The 20422-nt window shown below is 59.0% G+C and carries 14 protein-coding genes; 6 read left to right on the top strand and 8 right to left on the bottom strand.

Annotation, left to right across the window (positions count from 1 at the left end):
• Positions 1 to 114: 114 nt before the first annotated feature.
• Positions 115 to 483 (bottom strand): PilZ domain-containing protein, encoded by a 369-nt coding sequence (locus ACSFE6_RS03705; protein WP_435426326.1) that lies wholly within the window; start codon positions 481 to 483, stop codon positions 115 to 117.
• A 156-nt stretch (positions 484 to 639) separates the two neighbouring features.
• Here ACSFE6_RS03705 and ACSFE6_RS03710 point away from each other — a divergent pair, with 156 nt between their 5' ends.
• From ACSFE6_RS03710 to yjiA, 3 genes are all read left to right on the top strand, one after another.
• Positions 640 to 2706, top strand: a complete 2067-nt coding sequence (locus tag ACSFE6_RS03710; RefSeq protein WP_435426327.1) for a carbon starvation CstA family protein — start codon at positions 640 to 642, stop codon at positions 2704 to 2706.
• Between the two features lie 14 nt (positions 2707 to 2720).
• Positions 2721 to 2918 carry a YbdD/YjiX family protein gene (locus tag ACSFE6_RS03715; protein WP_008058222.1) on the top strand — a complete coding sequence of 66 codons (198 nt, stop codon included), beginning with the start codon at positions 2721 to 2723 and terminating at the stop codon, positions 2916 to 2918.
• 149 nt (positions 2919 to 3067) lie between these two features.
• Positions 3068 to 4039 (top strand): GTPase, encoded by a 972-nt coding sequence (yjiA, locus tag ACSFE6_RS03720; protein ID WP_435426328.1) that lies wholly within the window; start codon positions 3068 to 3070, stop codon positions 4037 to 4039.
• Between the two features lie 87 nt (positions 4040 to 4126).
• On the opposite strand, the gene ACSFE6_RS03725 is transcribed toward yjiA, so the two are convergent.
• From ACSFE6_RS03725 to ACSFE6_RS03735, 3 genes are all read right to left on the bottom strand, one after another.
• Positions 4127 to 4693 (bottom strand): hypothetical protein, encoded by a 567-nt coding sequence (locus ACSFE6_RS03725; protein WP_435426329.1) that lies wholly within the window; start codon positions 4691 to 4693, stop codon positions 4127 to 4129.
• 272 nt (positions 4694 to 4965) lie between these two features.
• Positions 4966 to 6219, bottom strand: a complete 1254-nt coding sequence (glyA, locus tag ACSFE6_RS03730) for a serine hydroxymethyltransferase (protein WP_435426330.1) — start codon at positions 6217 to 6219, stop codon at positions 4966 to 4968.
• Between the two features lie 212 nt (positions 6220 to 6431).
• Positions 6432 to 10280, bottom strand: a complete 3849-nt coding sequence (locus tag ACSFE6_RS03735; protein ID WP_435426331.1) for a sensor domain-containing protein — start codon at positions 10278 to 10280, stop codon at positions 6432 to 6434.
• Between the two features lie 285 nt (positions 10281 to 10565).
• Between ACSFE6_RS03735 and ettA the strand changes: the two genes are divergently transcribed.
• Both ettA and gdhA read left to right on the top strand, forming a co-directional pair.
• Positions 10566 to 12230: an energy-dependent translational throttle protein EttA gene (gene ettA, locus ACSFE6_RS03740; protein ID WP_007950976.1), complete on the top strand. Its 1665-nt coding sequence runs from the start codon at positions 10566 to 10568 to the stop codon at positions 12228 to 12230.
• Between the two features lie 374 nt (positions 12231 to 12604).
• Entirely contained in the window at positions 12605 to 13942 is a 1338-nt protein-coding gene (gdhA, locus tag ACSFE6_RS03745; protein WP_435426332.1) for an NADP-specific glutamate dehydrogenase, read from the top strand.
• On the opposite strand, the gene ACSFE6_RS03750 is transcribed toward gdhA, so the two are convergent.
• The 4 genes from ACSFE6_RS03750 to ACSFE6_RS03765 all read right to left on the bottom strand — a co-directional run bounded on the left by ACSFE6_RS03750 (position 13939) and on the right by ACSFE6_RS03765 (position 17508).
• Positions 13939 to 14433, bottom strand: coding sequence for a GreA/GreB family elongation factor (locus ACSFE6_RS03750; protein ID WP_435426333.1), 495 nt, complete (start codon positions 14431 to 14433; stop codon positions 13939 to 13941). The two genes, gdhA and ACSFE6_RS03750, sit on opposite strands and share 4 nt — an antisense overlap.
• A 69-nt stretch (positions 14434 to 14502) precedes the next feature.
• Positions 14503 to 14859, bottom strand: a complete 357-nt coding sequence (locus ACSFE6_RS03755) for a hypothetical protein (RefSeq protein WP_435426334.1) — start codon at positions 14857 to 14859, stop codon at positions 14503 to 14505.
• Between the two features lie 201 nt (positions 14860 to 15060).
• Positions 15061 to 16914 carry an Lnb N-terminal periplasmic domain-containing protein gene (locus ACSFE6_RS03760; protein ID WP_435426335.1) on the bottom strand — a complete coding sequence of 618 codons (1854 nt, stop codon included), beginning with the start codon at positions 16912 to 16914 and terminating at the stop codon, positions 15061 to 15063.
• Between the two features lie 105 nt (positions 16915 to 17019).
• Complete coding sequence (locus ACSFE6_RS03765; protein ID WP_435426336.1) at positions 17020 to 17508, bottom strand: DUF3015 domain-containing protein; 489 nt, start codon at positions 17506 to 17508, stop codon at positions 17020 to 17022.
• Between the two features lie 287 nt (positions 17509 to 17795).
• Here ACSFE6_RS03765 and ACSFE6_RS03770 point away from each other — a divergent pair, with 287 nt between their 5' ends.
• The gene (locus ACSFE6_RS03770; protein ID WP_435426337.1) at positions 17796 to 20234 is read left to right on the top strand and encodes a Lon protease family protein; all 2439 of its coding nucleotides are present in this window, start codon (positions 17796 to 17798) and stop codon (positions 20232 to 20234) included.
• Positions 20235 to 20422: the final 188 nt, after the last annotated feature.

The raw sequence follows: 20422 nt of genomic DNA on the forward strand, positions 1-20422 counted from the left end.
ACAGTGGGAGCGAGCCTGCTCGCGAAAACGTCGTCGCAAACAACATCAATGTTGAATGTGATGCCCTCTTCGCGAGCAGGCTCGTTCCCACATGAATTCAGACGGCTAGGCTCGTCAGATTTCGATCAGTGCACCCAACTCCCGCTCCAGCTCCTGCGGATCACCCAGATTGAACTCAATCAATCGCCGCAAACGCTCAATCGACTCCAGGCTGATGTGCCGGCAGACAAAGCCGAGCTGGCCATGGTCCTCATGGGCCAACTGCACATCCATTTCGATGTCGATGTCTTCGCTCAGCTGAATGTCGACAAAAAAATCCTGCAGCGGATTGCCCAGCCACGGTTCAGGCCGCTCGATCAGCAAACCCTTGAGCGACAAATCGATCAGCTTCACCGGCCAGATGAATTCGCCCTGGCTCAGCTCGGTTCTGGCGTCGAACGCAATACGTTTGAAGCGGCGGCGATCGGCAGGGTGTTCGCTCATGGCGCAATCCTCTAGATGTTCGCTGACTATAGACCCGCCTTGTTAGAACCTGCCAGCCAGAATGGGCTCTAGACCAACGTTGGGCTATGGCCTTTGCTGTCAGGAGGGCTAAACTCGGTGAGCTGTCTTTCTGTCCACTCTGGCTGGAATAATAAAATGAAAAATAACAATAGCCCGCTACGCCACATACCCTGGCTGGTGCTGGCAATCGTTGGAGCGTGCGCCCTCGGTGTAGTGGCATTGCGTCGAGGCGAGGCGATCAACGCCTTGTGGATCGTGGTCGCTGCCGTGGCCATCTATTTGGTTGCGTACCGCTACTACAGCCTGTTCATCGCTAACAATGTGATGCAGCTCGACCCGCGACGGGCTACTCCCGCCGTGCTCAACAACGATGGTCTGGACTACGTCCCCACCAACAAACATATCCTTTTCGGTCACCACTTCGCGGCCATCGCCGGCGCGGGGCCGCTGGTCGGTCCGGTCCTGGCGGCGCAGATGGGCTACCTGCCCGGGACGCTGTGGCTGATTGCCGGGGTGGTGCTGGCCGGTGCCGTGCAGGACTTCATGGTCCTGTTCATGTCCACCCGCCGCAACGGCCGCTCCCTGGGCGATATGGTCCGTGAAGAGATGGGGCGGATTCCCGGCACCATCGCGCTGTTCGGCTGCTTCCTGATCATGATCATCATCCTCGCGGTGCTGGCGCTGATCGTGGTCAAAGCCCTGGCCGAAAGCCCGTGGGGCATGTTCACAGTGATGGCGACCATCCCGATCGCGATGTTCATGGGCATTTACATGCGCTACATCCGTCCGGGTCGCATCGGTGAAATCTCGGTGATTGGCGTGTTGCTGCTGCTGGGTTCGATCTGGCTGGGCGGGCAGATTGCCGCCGATCCGGTGTGGGCCAAGGCCTTCACGTTCACCGGCGTGCAGATCACCTGGATGCTGATCGGCTATGGTTTTGTCGCGGCGGTACTGCCGGTGTGGCTGATCCTCGCACCCCGCGACTACCTGTCGACTTTCCTGAAAATCGGCACCATCGTTGGGTTGGCCATCGGCATCCTGATTACCATGCCCGAGCTGAAAATGCCGGCGCTGACCCAGTTCGTCGACGGTACTGGCCCGGTATGGAAGGGCGGTCTGTTCCCGTTCCTGTTCATCACCATCGCCTGTGGCGCGGTGTCCGGTTTCCACGCGCTGATCTCTTCCGGTACCACGCCGAAGCTGCTCGATAACGAAGTCAACGCTCGTTACATCGGCTACGGCGGCATGCTGATGGAGTCCTTCGTGGCGATCATGGCCATGGTTGCCGCTTCGGTGATCGAGCCTGGCGTGTACTTCGCCATGAACAGCCCGGCGGCCGTAGTCGGCGGTGATGTCGTGGCGGTGGCGACTGCGGTCAGCAACTGGGGCTTCGCAATCACCCCGGACGCGCTGCAAGCGGTGGCTCATGACATTGGTGAAACCACCATCCTGGCCCGTGCCGGCGGTGCACCGACTCTGGCGGTGGGTATCGCACAGATTCTGCACAGCGTGCTGCCAGGTGAAAACACCATGGCGTTCTGGTACCACTTTGCAATCCTGTTCGAAGCGCTGTTCATCCTGACCGCAGTCGACGCCGGTACCCGTGCCGGACGCTTCATGCTGCAGGACTTGCTCGGTTCCTTCGTACCCGCGTTGAAGCGTACCGAATCCTGGACCGCCAACCTGATCGCCACCGCCGGTTGCGTGGCCATGTGGGGATGGCTGCTGTATCAAGGCGTGATCGATCCACTGGGTGGCATCAACACCCTGTGGCCGCTGTTCGGTATCTCCAACCAGATGCTGGCCGGTATCGCCCTGATGCTCGGCACCGTGGTGCTGATCAAGATGAAACGCCAGCGTTACATCTGGGTGACCTTGCTGCCAGCGACTTGGCTGCTGATTTGCACCACCACTGCCGGCTTCATCAAGCTGTTCGACCCTAATCCGGCGATCGGCTTCCTGTCGCTGGCCAAGAAGTACAGCGATGCCCTGGCAAACGGCCAGATCCTCGCCCCGGCCAAGGACATCACACAAATGCAACACGTGATCTTCAACGCCTACACCAACGCTACGCTGACCGCGCTGTTCCTGTTCGTGGTGTTCAGCATCCTGTTCTATGCACTCAAGGTCAGCATCGCCTCCTGGGGTAAAAAAGAACGTACGGATAAAGAATCGCCCTTCCAGGCGCTGCCGGATGCGTAATCGAGGAGTACCGCATGTTCAATGACCTGAGTCGCCTCGGTAAGTACCTCGGTCAGGCCGCGCGCCTGATGGTCGGCATGCCCGACTACGACAACTACGTCGAGCACATGCAGAGCAAGCACCCGGACAAGCCGGTGATGAGCTACGAGGCGTTCTTCCGCGAGCGCCAGGAAGCCCGTTACGGTGGCAAGGGTGGGCCGAAGTGCTGTTGAGCCGCTAAGGCTCTTGTAGGAGCGAGCTTGCTCGCGATGAACGCAAGGACACCGTGTGCATTCAGAATGCACGCGTTATCGTTGACGACCATCGCGAGCAAGCTCGCTCCTACATTTTTTGCGTCCTCATATTTGAAGGAGTATCGGGTTTGTCCTCCCCCATTCCAGTCACCATCCTCAGCGGCTTCCTCGGCGCCGGCAAAACCACCTTGCTGCGCCACCTGCTCAAAGCCGAACACGGCCTGAAAATCGCCGTGATCGAAAACGAATTCAGCGACGCAGGTATCGACACTCAACTGTTGGGCGACGAGCCCGTGCAAGTGATGACGCTGTCCAATGGCTGCGTCTGCTGCACCATTCACACCGACCTGACCAAGGCGCTTTACCTGTTGCTTGAACGCCTGGACAGCGGTGATATCGCATTCGACCGTCTGGTGATCGAGTGCACCGGACTGGCCGATCCGGCACCGGTGGCGCAGACCTTCTTCATTGACGAAGAGCTGCGTGAACGTTACCTCCTCGACGGCATCATCACTCTGGTGGATGCGGCACATGCCGACCTGCACCTGACCCAGACCATCGCCCAGGCACAGATCGGTTTCGCCGATCGCTTGCTGATCAGCAAGCGGGATCTGGTGGACGAGCCGGCCTTCACCGCGTTGAGTGAGCGTCTGACACGCATCAACCGTCGCGCGCCGATTCGTGTGGTCGACCATGGCAAGATCGATCTGGCGGAACTGCTCGACGTACGCGGTTTCAACCTCAACGCCGACCTCGGTGGTGGCGTGAATTTGCGGCCGGTTACCAGTGCACCCTCCATCGACCGCATCTCCAGCCTGGTGCTGCGCACCGACAAACCGCTGGATATCGACAAGCTCAGCGAGTTTATGAACGAGCTGTTGGAGGACCATGGCAAGCAGTTGCTGCGCTACAAGGGCGTGTTGAACATTCTGGGCGAGCCGCGACGCATGGTGTTTCAGGGAGTACTGAAGCTTTACGGTTTCGACTGGGACACGGAATGGACGGACGATGAAGCGCGTGAAAGCGTTATCGTGTTCATTGCCGATGAGTTGCCGGAAGATAAGATTCGGGCGGGGTTTGCCAAAGTGGCTGGGAATTGAACCCGTTCGTAGAGTGATAATGAACTATGGCATCTGAAGAGGCGGGCAAGACGCATGCGTCGTGCCCGCCAAGTTTGGCGTGTTACATCAGACTTCATTCGGATGGTTGATGTAGGCGGCGTTTCTTTTCAGTATGTTCAAGTTAAAAGCCAGTGCGCTCCCATCTTTTGCGGCGATATAAATATAGGGAGAGCCTCGGGCTATTTGTGTATGCAGCACTCCCGAGTTTCTAGCTTGTAAGTAGATGCAGGGTGTCATGTCATTCAGGTTTTCAAGGTTGAGGGGGATGCCGTTTTCTCTAATCAAATAAAAGGTATCTGATTCAGCTGGGGGAAAAGCACCAATTAATCCATTGTCGTTGGGGCTGAGGCACATTCCGTAATAAGGGCCCTGCGTACGGATGTAGAGTCGGTAGCCGTTACTGGTATGCCTGAAGTAGAGCGCCAGGCGAGGTTTGTGATTGATGGGGACTTCGCTTCGCAAGCCTAATAAGTGTGAGTCGTCGCGTGCTTGCGGGCGGCCGGTAAAAGATCCACCGCTGGCGCGAGTAGGCGTGGATATCGCCCGTTCGCCGTACATCTCTTCCAGAAAGTGCAACAGACTGAAGTCAGTGCCGATGGTCGCAATAAAAGATTGTTGCCGATCAGTACTCATGGGGCTTCCTTCCTTGGTCATTAATGTAAATATCAGGGTTGATTTTGTTGGAGCAACATTGACGCTGGAATGACTTTAAGTGTTCCGGGTTTATAACGTCAGTTGGCGCGCCGGGTATAAAGCTAGCAATCAGGTGGGGGGAGTGAACACGTATTAAAGTTGTTCTGATGTTTCAGTAGTTTTTGCTTTAAAGATGGTAAGTAATGGCGTGCAATTTCGAGCAATAAAAAACCCGGCCAAGTTGGCCGGGTTCTTTTAACGCGTTTCCGCTATCAGGCGCCGTACACCGGCAGCTTCTTGCAGATGGCCTTGACCTTCTCACGAACGGCGTCGATGACCGCGTCGTTGTTCAGGTCAGCCAGGATGTCGCAGATCCAGCCGGCCAGTTCCTTGCACTCGGCTTCCTTGAAACCACGAGTGGTCACGGCCGGGGTACCGAAGCGCAGACCGGAAGTGACGAACGGGGAGCGTGGGTCGTTTGGCACGGAGTTCTTGTTCACGGTGATGAACGCTTTGCCCAGGGCGGCGTCAGCGTCTTTACCGGAGATTTCCTGCTTGATCAGCGACAGCAGGAACAGGTGGTTCTGGGTACCGCCGGACACCACGTCAAAACCGCGCTCGATGAACACGCTGGCCATGGCCTGGGCGTTTTTCACCACTTGTTGCTGGTAAGCCTTGAACTCAGGCTGCAGCGCTTCCTTGAAGCAGATCGCTTTAGCGGCGATCACGTGCTCCAGCGGGCCACCCTGGGCGCCAGGGAATACTGCGGAGTTCAGCTTCTTCTCGATGTCGGCATTGGCGCGAGCCAGGATCAGGCCGCCACGTGGACCGCGCAGGGTCTTGTGAGTGGTGGTGGTCACGACGTCGGCGAATGGAACCGGGTTCGGGTAGACACCAGCGGCAACCAGGCCGGCCACGTGGGCCATGTCGACGAACAGGTAGGCGCCTACCTTGTCGGCGATGGCGCGGAAGCGTGGGAAGTCCAGAACCTGCGAGTAGGCAGAGAAACCGGCCACGATCATTTTCGGCTTGTGCTCGACCGCCAGGCGCTCGACTTCGTCGTAGTCGATCAGGCCGTTGGCATCGATGCCGTACTGGATGGCGTTGTACAGCTTGCCGGAGGACGAAACGCTGGCACCGTGGGTCAGGTGACCACCGTGGGCCAGGCTCATGCCCAGGATGGTGTCACCGGCCGACAGCAGGGCCAGGTAGACGGCGCTGTTGGCTTGCGAACCGGCGTGCGGCTGAACGTTGGCGTAATCAGCGCCGAACAGTTCCTTGGCTCTATCGATTGCAAGCTGCTCGACCACGTCGACGTACTCGCAACCGCCGTAGTAGCGTTTGCCCGGGTAGCCTTCGGCGTACTTGTTGGTGAGTACCGAGCCTTGAGCTTCCATCACCGCAGGGCTGGTGTAGTTTTCCGAAGCGATCAGCTCAATGTGCTCTTCCTGGCGCTGAGCTTCTTGCTCCATGGCGGCAAAGAGATCGGCGTCGTACTTGGCAATAGTCAAATCACGGCTGAACATGGCGGTCCTCAAGGATCGGGGGCGGAAAAGGGGGGCATTCTAACCCAACCGCTTTTAGAAGGGATATGAAACACAGTCAGGTTGTGGATAAGCGGGCTTCAAGCTGCAAGCCACAAGCTTCAAGCAAAAGCGAATCTGCTCTTTCTTGCCGCTTGTAGCTTGCCGCTTATAGCTACTCTTCGTGTTCGATTGATTGAAGCTGTCGGTCTCAATCAATCGAACACGAAGAGCGCATCATTGCTGAACTGCACTTCGAACATGTCCGCCGGCATCGGGCGGCCGAACAGGTAACCCTGAACTTCGTCGCAACCGTGTTCCCTGAGGAAATCGAGCTGCTCATGGGTTTCCACGCCTTCGGCGATCACTGCCAGGTTGAGGCTGTGGGCCATGGCGATGATTGCCCGGGCGATCTGCGCATCCTGTTCACCTGACGGCAGTCCGTCGACGAAGGTGCGGTCGATTTTCAGCACATCGATCGGGAACTGCTTGAGGTAGTTGAGCGACGAGTAACCGGTGCCGAAGTCGTCGACCGCAATGCTCAGGCCAAGGTTTTTCAGGCCGTCGAGAATCTGCATGGCCTCGCTGACTTCGCGCATCAGAATACTTTCGGTCAGTTCCAGTTCCAGGCACGCCGGTGGCAAGCCGGTGTCCTTGAGGATGGTGGCTATCCGCGTGCCGAGTTGGCCATCGGAGAACTGCCGCGCCGAAATGTTCACCGACACCTTGGGCACCCGCACCTTGGCCTGATGCCAGGTTTTGAGCTGACGGCACGCCTCGCTGATCACCCAGTCGCCCACGTCCACCACAAGACCAAGCTCTTCAAGCACCGGAATGAAATCGCCCGGCGGCACAAGGCCGCGGCGTGGGTGACGCCAGCGCAACAGGGCTTCGGCACCGGTCAAGCGTTTGCCGTCGCCGCTGAATTGCGGCTGGTAGAACAGTACAAACTCGTTCTGTTCCAAGGCATGGCGCAGGTCGCTTTCCAGTTCCAGGCGCTCCAGGGCGCTGGCGTTCATGTCCGCCTGATAGAACTGGAAGTTGTTCTTGCCGCGCTCCTTGGCGTGGTACATCGCAGTGTCGGCGTTTTTCATCAACTGGCTGAGTTCGTTGCCATCCTGGGGGCTCAGGGCGATGCCGATACTGGCGGTGACAAAGAACTCGCGGCCTTCGAGCACGAACGGTTTCACCAGGCTGGCGAGGATCTGTTCCGCCACGTGAATCGCCCTGTTCAAGGCGATTTCACGGTTGGCCCGTGGTTGCAGGAGCAGGGTGAACTCATCGCCGCCCATGCGTGCCACGGTGTCGTCATCGTCGACGCAACCGAGCAGGCGCGTGGCCATTTCCTTGAGCATGCGGTCGCCGGCGGCGTGGCCCAGAGAGTCGTTGATCGGCTTGAAGCGGTCGAGGTCAAGGAACATCAACACCACCCAGGACTTCTGCCGCTCGGCCGCTTGCAGGGCCGTGTGCAGGCGATCCTGGAACAGTGTGCGGTTGGGCAGGTGCGTCAGGGCGTCGTAGTAGGCGAGGCGGTGAATCCGCTGCTCACTGGCCTTGCGCTCACTGATGTCGCTGAAGAAGCACACGTAACTGGCGAGGTCACCTTCATCGTCCAGCACCGCAGTGATGCCAACCCAGGCCGGGTAATGCTCGCCATTGCGCCGTTTGAGCCAGACTTCGCCCTCCCAGGTGCTGTTCTGGTTCAGTTGTTTGAGTACGTATCGTAGATGGGCTTCCTGCTGCTCGTCGACGGTCAGCATGTTCGGCAACTGGTCGAGCACCTGTTCCACCGCATAACCGCTGACGCGGCTGAAGGCTTCGTTGGCCTGGACAATGTAGCCGGCCGGGTCGGTGATCAGGATCGCCGAGGTTGAGTGCTCGAACACCGTAGCGGCCATGCGCAGGTCTTTTTCCGCGCGGCGTTGCTGGCTGATGTCGCGTCCGACCCCGAGTACGCCTTCGAAGGCGCCATGCTCGTCCCAGACCAATACCAGCCGCAACTCGATCGGAATCTTGCGCCCGTCGGCCCGCAGGCAGTCGAACAGGAACAGTTGGGTCTGCACCTGGCTGCGCAACAGGGCTAGCTGCTCGGGTTGATCCAGCGCTTTGCTGACCCGTTCCATCAGGCTGTAGATGCCGGTCAGTTGCTGCGGGTTGGCAATGGTCGATTGCCAGCCGTTCTGGAAAATCCATTCGGCATCGTAGCCCAGCACGACTTGCACCGATGGGCTGACGTAATTGAGTGTCATGCGGTTATCGGTGGAGAAGATCACGTCACTGATGCTTTCGGCGAGCATCCGGTAGCGCTGCTCGCTGTCACGCAAGGATTCGCTGGCTTCGATCTGCTCGGTGACGTCCTTGGCTACACCAATGATGCGCGTCACCTGATCGTGTTTGTCCCGTGCCAGGGCCTGTTCGCGAATGTCAAAACGTCGCCATTCACCGTCCCTGTGACGAAAGCGCAACTGGCATTGCATCAACTGACTGTAGCCGCCTTGTCGCTGGATCTGGCGCGAGCGGTGGTAGTAGTCGGCATCGTCGGGATGCAGAAGGATTTCCCAGAAGTACTCGCCCATCTGGTGCAGTTCAGTACGGTTGTAGCCCAGGGTCTGGCCCAGATGGTGGTTGCTGAAGATCATGCGCTGGCTGATCACGTCCTGCACGTACAGGTGATCGGGCACGGTGCGCACTACATCGGACCAGAAACCTTCGCGCTCCTGCAATGACAACTCGATCAACTTGCGGCTGGTGATATCGGTGATGCTCAGGATCACCGCTTTATAGTCTTCAGGGCTTTGCGGCAGACGCAGCACCAGCCACAGGTGCAGGTCGCGACCATTGGCGTCCCGGTGCTTGATCTCCAGCTCTAGCTGCTGTTGCTGATTGAGCACCGCTTCGAGCACCTGATTGCCGATGGCGCTGCCAGCGAGCGGGTTGCCATTGATCAGCAGGTCCCAGGCTTGCCCGGAGCCGCTGACGTTCAGCAGTTGCAGGGCAACCTGATTGACCTCGGTAATACGCAGTGCCTGCAACAATTGCCGGCGTTGTTCCGGGTTATCCAGCCACGCCTGCAATTGCTCGGTGTTTTGCAGTCCAGCCTTGTCGAAGGTGCTTGCGAGGCTGGACATATCGAGTACGCACAGCGCGACGCCAGTGCCTTCGAAAATGTCCTGATAACGCCGGCGACCTTCATGCAACTGACGCTGACGTCGGCGCATGTTCAGCAGGACGATAAACGGCAGCGTGGAAAAGGCCAGGCCCAGCAGGCATTTACCGATGAAGGCCGGCAACAGTTCTTCGAGTACACGCTGGCGATCGAACAGCCCGCGCAATTGCCAGTCGCTGCCGCTCAGCGGGACGGTCAGCACGCTGTTGCTCAAGTCGTCCTCGGTCAGTGTGCCCGGGTTGACCAGCGGCAGGGCTTCATCGCGGCTGATGATCTGGTGGTTGAAGCGGTTTTCCACCAGCCACTGCGGGCGGCCTTCGGCCTCGTTCAGTTTGGTCAGGGACAGAAAAAACGTCGGCTTGAAGCGCAAGGCCCAGTAGCCGCGGATACTGCCGCTGGCTTGATGCAACAGCAGGTGCACCATTGAGCCGTCGATGGCATTGCTGAAATAGTGAGGCTGGGCACGACTGCGCCGGACCAGTTCGCTCAGGTAGTCGGCGTCTTCGCTGTTGCTAGCGCTGTCAGCGAGGATTGTGCCGGACGGGCTGAGCAGGGCAAGGCTGGTCAGGTCGGGCAAGGACTTTTGCAGTTTGCGCAGCAACTCCTGCTGTTCGTCGGCATTTTGCGGCTGCTCGACGATCGGTAGCAGATTGAGGGCGATCTGTGCGTTGAGCGCCATATTCAGACTGACTTGGGCGGCCAGGTCGGCGGTGTAGTCGATGGTGTATTGACGCTGGCTTTTCCGGGTTTCACGGAGCTGGTCCAGCAACTGCCAGAACAACAGTGCGAGCAACATCAGCACAAGCATTGCCAACGCGCCTTTCAGGGTTCCGCGCAGGGGCGAACCGGGCGCCGCTGTCGGTGCGCTGGTGGTCAGGGACGGAGGGACGTTGGGCAAACTTTAATCCTGCGGTTTGGCTGGACTGGCGCGACGTGCACTATAAGCCGGACGCCCGAAGGGCGGCTAGCATGCCTTGAGTTGTGGCAAAGTGCCAGCCCTGCTTGGCTGGACTGCCTCTCGTCATTGAGGTAGCTTTGCCGGTTACGCGGGAGCGTTCCAGCTCCTAGAATCAGACTTTTTCAGCGCGTCTATATTGAGTCTCTTCAATTGGACGTCGCGCGCGGTCTGGCCAGGCATCGTCTGCGCTTTAATCATTCATCTGTCACTGACCCTAGGTTCTCCATGGCTCAATACGTATTCACCATGCATCGGCTGGGCAAAGTTGTGCCGCCGAAGCGGGAAATCCTGAAAAACATCTCTCTGTCGTTCTTCCCGGGCGCCAAGATCGGCGTACTCGGCCTCAACGGTTCGGGTAAGTCCACGCTGTTGAAAATCATGGCTGGCGTCGACACTGAGTTTGAAGGCGAAGCCCGTCCGATGCCGGAGCTGAACATCGGTTATCTGCCGCAGGAACCACAACTGGATCCGACCAAGACCGTGCGTGAAGTGGTCGAGGAAGCGGTCAGCGTGATCAAGGACGCTCAAGCGCGTCTGGACGAGGTTTACGCGGCCTACGCTGATCCGGACGCGGACTTCGACAAACTGGCTGCCGAACAGGCCAAGCTCGAAGCCATCCTGCAGGCCAGCGACGGTCACAACCTGGAGCGCCAACTGGAAGTCGCTGCCGATGCGCTACGTCTGCCAGCCTGGGACGCGAAGGTCGAGCACCTGTCCGGTGGTGAAAAGCGTCGAGTGGCCCTGTGCCGCCTGCTGCTATCCGCGCCTGACATGCTGCTGCTCGACGAGCCGACCAACCACCTGGACGCCGATTCCGTCGCCTGGCTGGAGCACTTCCTGCACGATTTCCCGGGCACCGTGGTCGCGATCACGCACGACCGTTACTTCCTGGACAACGTAGCGGGCTGGATCCTGGAGCTCGACCGCGGCGCGGGCATTCCTTACGAGGGCAACTATTCGGGTTGGCTGGAAGCCAAGTCCGATCGTCTGGCCCAGGAATCCAAGCAGCAGTCGGCCCACGAAAAAGCCATGAAGGAAGAACTGGAGTGGGTGCGCAAAGGCGCCAAGGCCCGCCAGTCGAAATCCAAGGCTCGTCTGCAACGCTTCGAAGAAATGCAATCGCAGGAATTCCAGAAGCGCAGCGAAACCAACGAGATCTACATCCCGGCCGGTCCCCGTCTGGGCGACAAGGTCATCGAATTCAAGAACGTCACCAAGGGCTATGGCGATCGCGTGCTGATCGACAACCTGTCGTTCTCCATGCCTAAAGGCGCCATCGTCGGCGTGATCGGTGGTAACGGTGCCGGTAAGTCGACCCTGTTCCGCATGCTGATGGGCAAGGAAACTCCGGATTCGGGCAGCATCGAAATCGGTGAAACCGTGCAACTGGCGTGCGTCGACCAGAGCCGCGAAGACCTGGACGGCAGCAAGACTGTGTTCCAGCAGATCTCCGACGGTTCCGACCAGATCCGCATCGGCAACTACGAGATCCCATCGCGTACTTACGTCGGTCGCTTCAACTTCAAGGGCGGCGACCAACAGAAGTTCGTCAAGGACCTGTCCGGTGGTGAACGCGGTCGCTTGCACCTGGCCTTGACCCTGAAGGAGGGCGGCAACGTCCTGCTGCTCGACGAACCGTCCAACGACCTCGACGTTGAAACCCTGCGTTCCCTGGAAGAAGCCCTGCTGGACTTCCCGGGCGCCGCCATTGTGATCTCTCACGATCGGTGGTTCCTTGACCGTGTGGCGACTCACATTCTGGCGTACGAAGACGACTCGCAAGCGGTGTTCTTCGAAGGCAACTACACCGAGTACGAAGCCGATCGCAAAAAGCGTCTCGGCGAAGCGGCTGCCCAGCCGCATCGGGTACGGCACAAGAAGCTGGCCTGATTTCGGGTTGGTTGCATGAAAAAGCGGAGCCTTTGGGCTCCGTTTTTTTTGCCTGCGTTTTTTCAGGGATACCGAGTTGAATTCATCGCTGGCAGGCCAGCTCCCACAGAGTTTTGTGCAGGCAATAATTCCCGATCCACCACCAAGCCCTGTGGGAGCCAGCCTGCTGGCGATGACGGTGTAACTGTTGGTGCATGGCTTGGATCTGAACTCCCTATTCAGGTGCAGGAATGACCGATAATCGGCATAAATTTATATCGTGCGCACCATTTAATTTCATAAAAGCGACATGCTGCTCTGTTCTTGTGCGTAAATCGTTTGTTAAAGTCCGGCTCAAATTTTTCCAATGACAATAAATTTGCCGAGACTTTTCCATGATCGAATCCGTCGACTCCTTCCTTGCTCGCCTGAAAAAACGCGACCCGGACCAGCCTGAATTCCATCAGGCTGTCGAAGAGGTCCTGCGCAGCCTGTGGCCCTTTCTCGAAGCCAACCCGCACTACCTGACCTCGGGGATTCTGGAGCGCATTTGCGAGCCGGAGCGGGCGGTGGTGTTTCGGGTTTCCTGGGTCGACGATCATGGCAAAGTGCAGGTCAATCGCGGTTTCCGGGTCCAGATGAACAGCGCCATCGGCCCGTACAAGGGCGGCTTGCGTTTCCATCCTTCGGTGAACCTCGGTGTTTTGAAATTCCTCGCGTTCGAGCAGACCTTCAAAAACTCACTGACTTCGCTGCCCATGGGCGGCGGCAAGGGCGGCTCGGACTTCGATCCGAAGGGCAAGAGCGATGCGGAAGTCATGCGCTTCTGCCAGGCCTTCATGAGCGAGCTGTACCGTCACATCGGGGCCGATGTTGACGTGCCAGCCGGCGATATCGGTGTCGGCGCCCGCGAGATCGGCTTCCTGTTCGGTCAGTACAAGCGCCTGAGCAACCAGTTCACCAGCGTGCTGACCGGCAAGGGGCCAAGCTATGGCGGCAGCCTGATTCGTCCGGAGGCTACCGGCTTCGGTTGCGTGTACTTCGCCGAGGAAATGCTCAAGCGTCGCGGCTTGTCGGTCGAAGGCAAGCGCGTGGCGATCTCCGGCTCCGGCAACGTCGCCCAATATGCGGCACGCAAGGTCATGGACCTGGGCGGCAAAGTGATTTCGCTGTCGGACTCCGAAGGCACGCTGTACTGCGAAAGTGGGTTGACCGAGGAGCAATGGCAGGCACTGCTGGAACTGAAAAACGTCCAACGCGGACGCATCAGTGAGCTGGCTGGCCGCTTTGGTCTTGAATTCCGCGCCGGCCAGCATCCGTGGGGCCTGAGCTGCGACATCGCGCTACCGTGCGCCACGCAAAACGAATTGGATGCCGATGCCGCTCGCGCATTGCTGCGTAACGGCTGCATCTGTGTGGCGGAAGGCGCGAACATGCCGACTACCCTGGAGGCCGTGGACCTGTTCATCGAAGCGGGCATCCTGTTCGCGCCGGGCAAGGCGTCCAACGCCGGCGGGGTGGCCGTGAGCGGGCTGGAGATGTCGCAGAACGCCATGCGCTTGCTGTGGACTGGTGGTGAAGTGGACAGCAAGCTCCACGCGATCATGCAGTCGATCCATCACGCCTGTGTGCATTACGGTGAAGAGAACGGGCAGGTCAACTACGTCAAAGGCGCGAACATCGCCGGTTTCGTCAAGGTCGCCGATGCCATGTTGGCCCAAGGCGTGGTTTAAGCCGGTTCGATACGGATGATCTCGATCAGTTGATCGCCAGCCGGGCGTTGCCACAGCACCTCGTCACCGAGTTGCGCCCCGAGCAGCGCCCGCCCTAGCGGCGAGCTCCAGTTGATCAGGCCCTTGGCGACATTGGCCTGATCTTCTCCAACCAGTTGTACGCGGCGCTCGGTATTGTGTTCATCGGCATAGGTGACCCAACTGCCGATCTGGACCTTGCGGGTTGAAGTCGCGGGCGGTACCACTTGGGCACTTTGCAGGCGTTGATGGAAGTAGCGTAAATCGCGCTCAAGGTTGGCCATCAACTGCTTGTCGGCCTGATCGCCAAGCGCTGATTGTTCGTCGTGCAGTACTTGCAGCCCCGCGACCTTGTCCTGCAGCAGGCCCAGGCCGGCTGGCGTGACGTAGTTCGGCTGCGTACTGACCTGACGTTCGACCGGCTGATCGGTCTGGGCGGCAGCATTATCTTCATTGACGAAAGCGCGGCTCATGGATTCCTCCCGATAGGGGTTTGGGCCATGGTTGCAGGCTTTTGGTTTCGCTGGATGTCTATCAGCGACCTATTGCGAGCGATAGGCGCGGGCGGCGTCCTGATCCTTTTGCTGTTGCCAGGCTTTGTCGCGCTCGTCCCTGTGGCTGTTGCGATAGTCCTCCCGCTCCTGGCTTTCGCGTATGGCCTGGCACTGGCGAAAACCATCGTTCCAGCCTTCAGCGTAGTTCTGGTCCTTCAGATAACGCGGGACATTTTTGCGAAACTCGCCGCTGATAGCCCCGGCGGCTTGCCGACCACTGCTGCACCCGTCATCGAAACCATCGGCGAACTCCGGTGGATAACCCTTGGCGATCAAATCCTCGTGGGTTGTTTGGCAACCGGCGATCAACAGCAACAAACCCGCTAAACCTGCGTAACGCCACATCTTCGACTCCCGGGCCGTTTGACGGCCTATAGGGAAAGTCTAGGTGTGAGTTCGTCGGCCGTTTGTGCAAGGGGCGTGAAAAATCCATTCAACACTACACATCCCCTGTGGGAGCGAGCCTGCTCGCGAAAGCGGTGGATCAGCCAGCATTGATGGTGACTGACACTCCACATTCGCGAGCAGGCTCGCTCTCACAGGAGGTCAATAGTGATACCACTTCACCTCAAGCATCACTTCGTTCTCGGGAGTGGCCAGGTGGCTGAATTCCCGCTGGGCACTCAGGCGCAAGCCCAGGTTACGGGACAACTCCCATTGCTGATTCAGGCTCACGCTGCGACGCACTTCGCCGTTGGTGAAGAAATCCCCCTTGGTTTCCAGGCTGAAGTTGCCCAGGGGGTTTTTCCACAGCAGGCCCGTATTGAAACCTGCCGCCGGGGCGATGAAGGCGGCGAAATCATTGTTGTGTTCAACGCGAACGGTGCCCAGGGCGAAACCCAGCATGTCGTCGCCCAACTGCCAGGTCCCACCGCCACCGCCATTGACGTGGCTGACCAGATTCTCGTCGTCATGCTTGCCCGGAACCCGCTCCAGGCCACCAGTGACTTGCCATGACAGTGGCTGCAGCAGCTCATTGCGCGGCGTCAGGGAGCGGATGGTGGCCAGGTCCAGTTGTTGCACCTGCCAGTCATTGCTTTCGTACTGGCGCAGTTTCAGTTGCAGGATTTCGATCTGTGCACCGAGTGGGAAGCTTTCGGCGTTGTCGTTGAGGTCGTGATAGGCCATACGCAGGCCATATTCGCCAAAGGCACGATCGCCCCGGGTGCCGATGCCTGCCTGCCAGGTGCGGGATTCATGACCATCCTCGGGCAGGCCGGGTTGCGGGATGTCCAGTTCCGGTGCCGGGTTCTGGTTGATCGCCCGCAGCAGTTCGAAACTTCGCTGCGCGCGTTGCGGGTCACGCTCCTGACCGTTGGCGCGGTAGCGCTCCAGGCGATAGGCCGCATCGATGATCAGTGCCTGACGGTCGCGGGGTTGTGCCTTGAATGCCGGGGTTTGCAGTTGCTGCTGGTCGGCGCTGACGTTCAGCACCCACTGCTGTTCGTCATCGCTCAACGGCTCGGCACGACTGAGCAATTCCCTTTCACGAGATGGACGGTACTGAATGGACTCCACCAATCCGGCCTCTTTTACGGCTTTGACAGTATCGGTCGGGATGGCCGTGATTGGGAATTGCTCGGTCAAGCGCAGGCTTGGACGCGCTACTTGCAGTAGTTCCAGCAAACGATAGGAGCAGTTTTCGTCGAAGAAGAAATAGTCGAACTGAATCTGTTTGAGTTCCCAGACGTGCTCGACCATACGCTCGGTCTCAACCTGGGTCAGGTTCAAGCGGTATTCCCACAGGTCACGGTTTTCCAGGCTGCGGTATTCCGAGAGTTTTTCCTGGTAGGGCACCAGTGCAAACAGGCCGGGATACCCCCCCATCAAGCCTTTCCAGGCGTAGAGGATGCTGTTGTCCGAACCTTCGATATACGCGCCGAAGTTGATGGCGTAACTGAGCAGCGAGGTCTTGTCGCTTTGTGTATCCGCCTGATCGATGCGCAGCAAGGTGTGGCCGAACATGGAGGACGGGCTGTTGAGGTAGGCCGCCGGGAAAATCATCACCGCACTGTGGGGCGAGACGTCCTTGAACCACTGCTTGAATTCGGCGCAGTCCGGCGTCGGCAGATCGGTCAGGTTGAGCTGCGCTTTCAGCCAGCGGGTACGCGCCGGGTAAACGCATTGCGCATGTTGCTCGCCGGCGCTGGCCGGGGCGTACAGCGCCTGCACGGTGGCCGACAGCTCGTGGTCGGGGTGTTCGTTACCGTCGGCGGCGAGGAAAAACTTCTTGTCGCTGACATAGCTGCGCCAGCCGCCGAGCTTGGCGGTTTCGTAATGGCCCAGGGAAATCCAGAAAGGGTCGTTGGCCAGTTGCTGCAAACGTTGATTGTCAATGTGTGGCGCGGCGGACAGCGGGGCGCAGACACAGAGCGCCAGCCAGGCAAGGCGTTTGAGCATAGTCAGCAACTTAAACAGGAAAAAACGAAGACCAAAGATGCAGGCCAAAAGAGCCAGGTCCAAAAAATAAAACCCGCTTCCCGAAAGAAGCGGGGCGTGTCGAGCTTATGCCGGTGTGGCGTACTTGGCCAGACGAGGATCGTTCTTCAGAACGGCCAGGGTGTTGGTGTGCACATCTTCCGCGGTCACATCAGCCTTGCTGAAGATCTGCTGGAAGTGCTCGTGAGTGACGGCGGCGAAGTGCGCACGGTCTTCCGGCGCTACGCCCAGTACCACGGCATAAGTGGTCAGCGCTTCGCCCTGACCTTTGGCCATGTCTTCGGACAGCTCGTTCATCATGCCATTCATGGCAAACCAGGATTTGCCGCCGTAGGTCAGCGACGCGTTGGTGGAGCAACCGTTGGTACCGGATGTCATGCCGAAGGTTGCGTTACCGGAAGTGCCGTTGGTGGTGGATGCCAGGAAGTGAGCCGGAGTACCACGCTGACCTTCGAACAGCATGTTGCCCCAACCGCAATCCGGGCCGCCTGGCGCCTGTGCCATGGCGTTGATGGATACAGCGGTGAAGAGAGTACCGAGAAGAATCCGTTTCATAGCTTTGTTCTCTTTATGTGCATACCAATGGACAAGGGGTCTGGCCCGGCTCAATGCCTGACGGCGCCAGTTGGGCCGGTTATTAGTCCAGCCGCGCAGCTTGGAGTTTAGGCACGATCACGGGGTTCCGTGATTTTTTGCAAAACATTGGCTGAAAACAGTGATTTGGCGCGGCTCTGCGCCGGGGATTCGACTTGACTATGCTTTGGCCTGAGGCGCTCCTTGCCAGTCAGGCATGGGCAGCGCCAGAATGCCGCTATCTGCCCCGCCTGATGTAAGGAAGCCCGATGCCTGATCCTGTTGCTGCCAGCTTGCGTCTAGCGCCTGAAGCGCTGACCCGTCCGTTTTCCGCTGAACAGTTCAGCTTCTCTACCACCAATGATCTGGAGCCCTTCCGCGGTGTGCTCGGCCAGGAACGTGCGGTCGAAGCCTTGCAGTTCGGTGTGGCCATGCCACGCCCCGGTTACAACGTATTCGTCATGGGCGAACCTGGCACAGGCCGGTTTTCGTTCGTCAAACGCTACCTGAAGGCCGAAGGCAAGCGCCTGCAGACCCCGGCGGACTGGGTCTACGTCAATAATTTCGATGAACCACGCGAACCGCGTGCACTGGAGTTGCCATCGGGCAGCGCCGGCGCCTTCATCGGTGACATCAACGGCTTGATCGATAACCTGCTGGCAACCTTTCCGGCGGTGTTCGAACACCCGTCGTATCAGCAGAAAAAAAGTGCCATCGATCGCGCGTTCAACCAGCGCTACGACAAGGCTCTGGATGTCATAGAGCGTCTGGCCCTGGAAAAAGACGTCGCGCTCTACCGCGACAGCAGCAACATCGCCTTTACCCCGATGCTGGAAGGCAAGGCGCTGGACGAGGCGGAGTTCGCCCAATTGCCGGAAGCCGAGCGCGAGCGTTTCCACGAGGACATCTCGGCCCTCGAAGAGCGGTTGAACGAAGAGCTCGCCAGCCTGCCGCAATGGAAGCGCGAATCGAGCAATCAGTTGCGCCACCTCAACGAAGAAACCATCACCCTGGCCTTACAGCCATTGCTGTCGCCATTGTCGGAGAAATATGCCGAGAACGCGGCGGTCTGCGGTTACCTGCAGGCCATGCAGGTGTACCTGCTCAAAACCGTGGTCGAGCAATTGGTGGACGACAGCAAGACCGACGCCGTCGCGCGCAAGCTGCTGGAAGAGCAATACGCCCCGAGCCTGGTGGTCGGTCATTCGGCCAGCGGTGGGGCGCCAGTGGTGTTCGAGCCGCACCCGACCTACGAAAACCTCTTCGGGCGTATCGAATACAGCACTGATCAGGGGGCGCTGTACACGACGTATCGACAGCTGCGGCCGGGGGCGCTGCACCGCGCCAACGGCGGTTTCCTGATCCTGGAAGCGGAGAAAATGCTCAGTGAGCCGTTCGTGTGGGACGCGCTGAAACGCGCCCTGCAATCGCGCAAGCTGAAGATGGAGTCGCCGCTGAGCGAGATGGGTCGTTTCGCGACAGTCACCCTGACGCCGCAGCACATTCCGTTGCAGGTCAAAGTGGTGATCATCGGCGCCCGTCAGCTCTATTACACGCTGCAGGACCTGGATCCGGACTTCCAGGAGATGTTCCGTGTCCTGGTGGATTTCGATGAAGACATCCCGATGGTTGACGAAAGCCTGGAGCAATTCGCTCAGTTGCTTAAAACCCGTACTTCCGAAGAAGGCATGGCGCCATTGACCGCCGATGCGGTGGCGCGCCTGGCGACGTACAGCGCACGTCTGGCTGAGCATCAGGGGCGCTTGTCGGCACGGATCGGAGATCTGTTCCAACTGGTCAGCGAAGCGGATTTCATTCGTCATCTCGCCGGGGATGAAATGACTGACGCCGGTCACATCGAACGGGCGCTCAAGGCCAAGGCTACTCGCACCGGGCGCGTGTCGGCGCGGATTCTCGACGACATGCTGGCGGGGATCATCCTGATCGATACCGATGGCGCCGCCGTCGGCAAGTGCAACGGATTGACGGTCCTGGAAGTCGGGGATTCGGCATTCGGTATACCCGCGCGGATTTCCGCCACGGTGTACCCGGGTGGCAGCGGCATCGTCGACATCGAACGCGAGGTCAACCTGGGTCAGCCGATTCACTCCAAGGGCGTGATGATTCTCACCGGGTATCTGGGTAGCCGTTACGCCCAGGAGTTCCCGTTGGCGATTTCGGCGAGCATCGCCCTGGAGCAGTCCTACGGCTACGTGGATGGCGACAGTGCGTCCCTGGGCGAGGCGTGCACCTTGATTTCGGCCTTGTCGAAAACCCCGCTCAAACAGTGTTTTGCCATCACCGGTTCGATCAACCAGTTCGGTGAAGTACAGGCGGTGGGTGGGGTCAACGAGAAGATCGAAGGGTTCTTCCGTCTCTGCGAAGCCCGTGGGCTGACGGGGGAGCAAGGCGCCATCATCCCGCACGCCAACGTAGCCACGCTGATGCTCGATGAGAAAGTGCTGGCCGCGGTACGTGCAGGGCAGTTCCATGTTTATGCGGTACGCCAGGCTGACGAGGCACTGAGCCTGCTGGTTGGCGAGCCGGCGGGCGAGCCGGATGAGAACGGCGAGTTTCCTGAAGGCAGCGTTAATGCGCGGGTGGTGGAGCGTCTGCGGGTCATCGCCGAAATGATCAGCGAGGAGGACCTGAAGGAGGCCGAAAAAGAGCAGGCGGTCGAGGCGCTGGTGGAGGCCAAGCCGGCTTGATCTAGCCTGAGTTCACCCGATCCACTGTGGGAGCGAGCCTGCTCGCGAAAGCAATTTGACAGTCACTGTTGTATTGACTGGCATCACGCCTTCGCGAGCAGGCTCGCTCCCACATTTGCATGTATTGAGATGTCAAAAAGTGTCACTACTCTGGCGCCAATATTCACACAATGACCACTCGGCGCCTT

The organism is Pseudomonas baetica, from assembly GCF_051216495.1.
In the GTDB taxonomy this organism is placed as follows: Bacteria; Pseudomonadota; Gammaproteobacteria; order Pseudomonadales; family Pseudomonadaceae; genus Aquipseudomonas; species Aquipseudomonas baetica_B.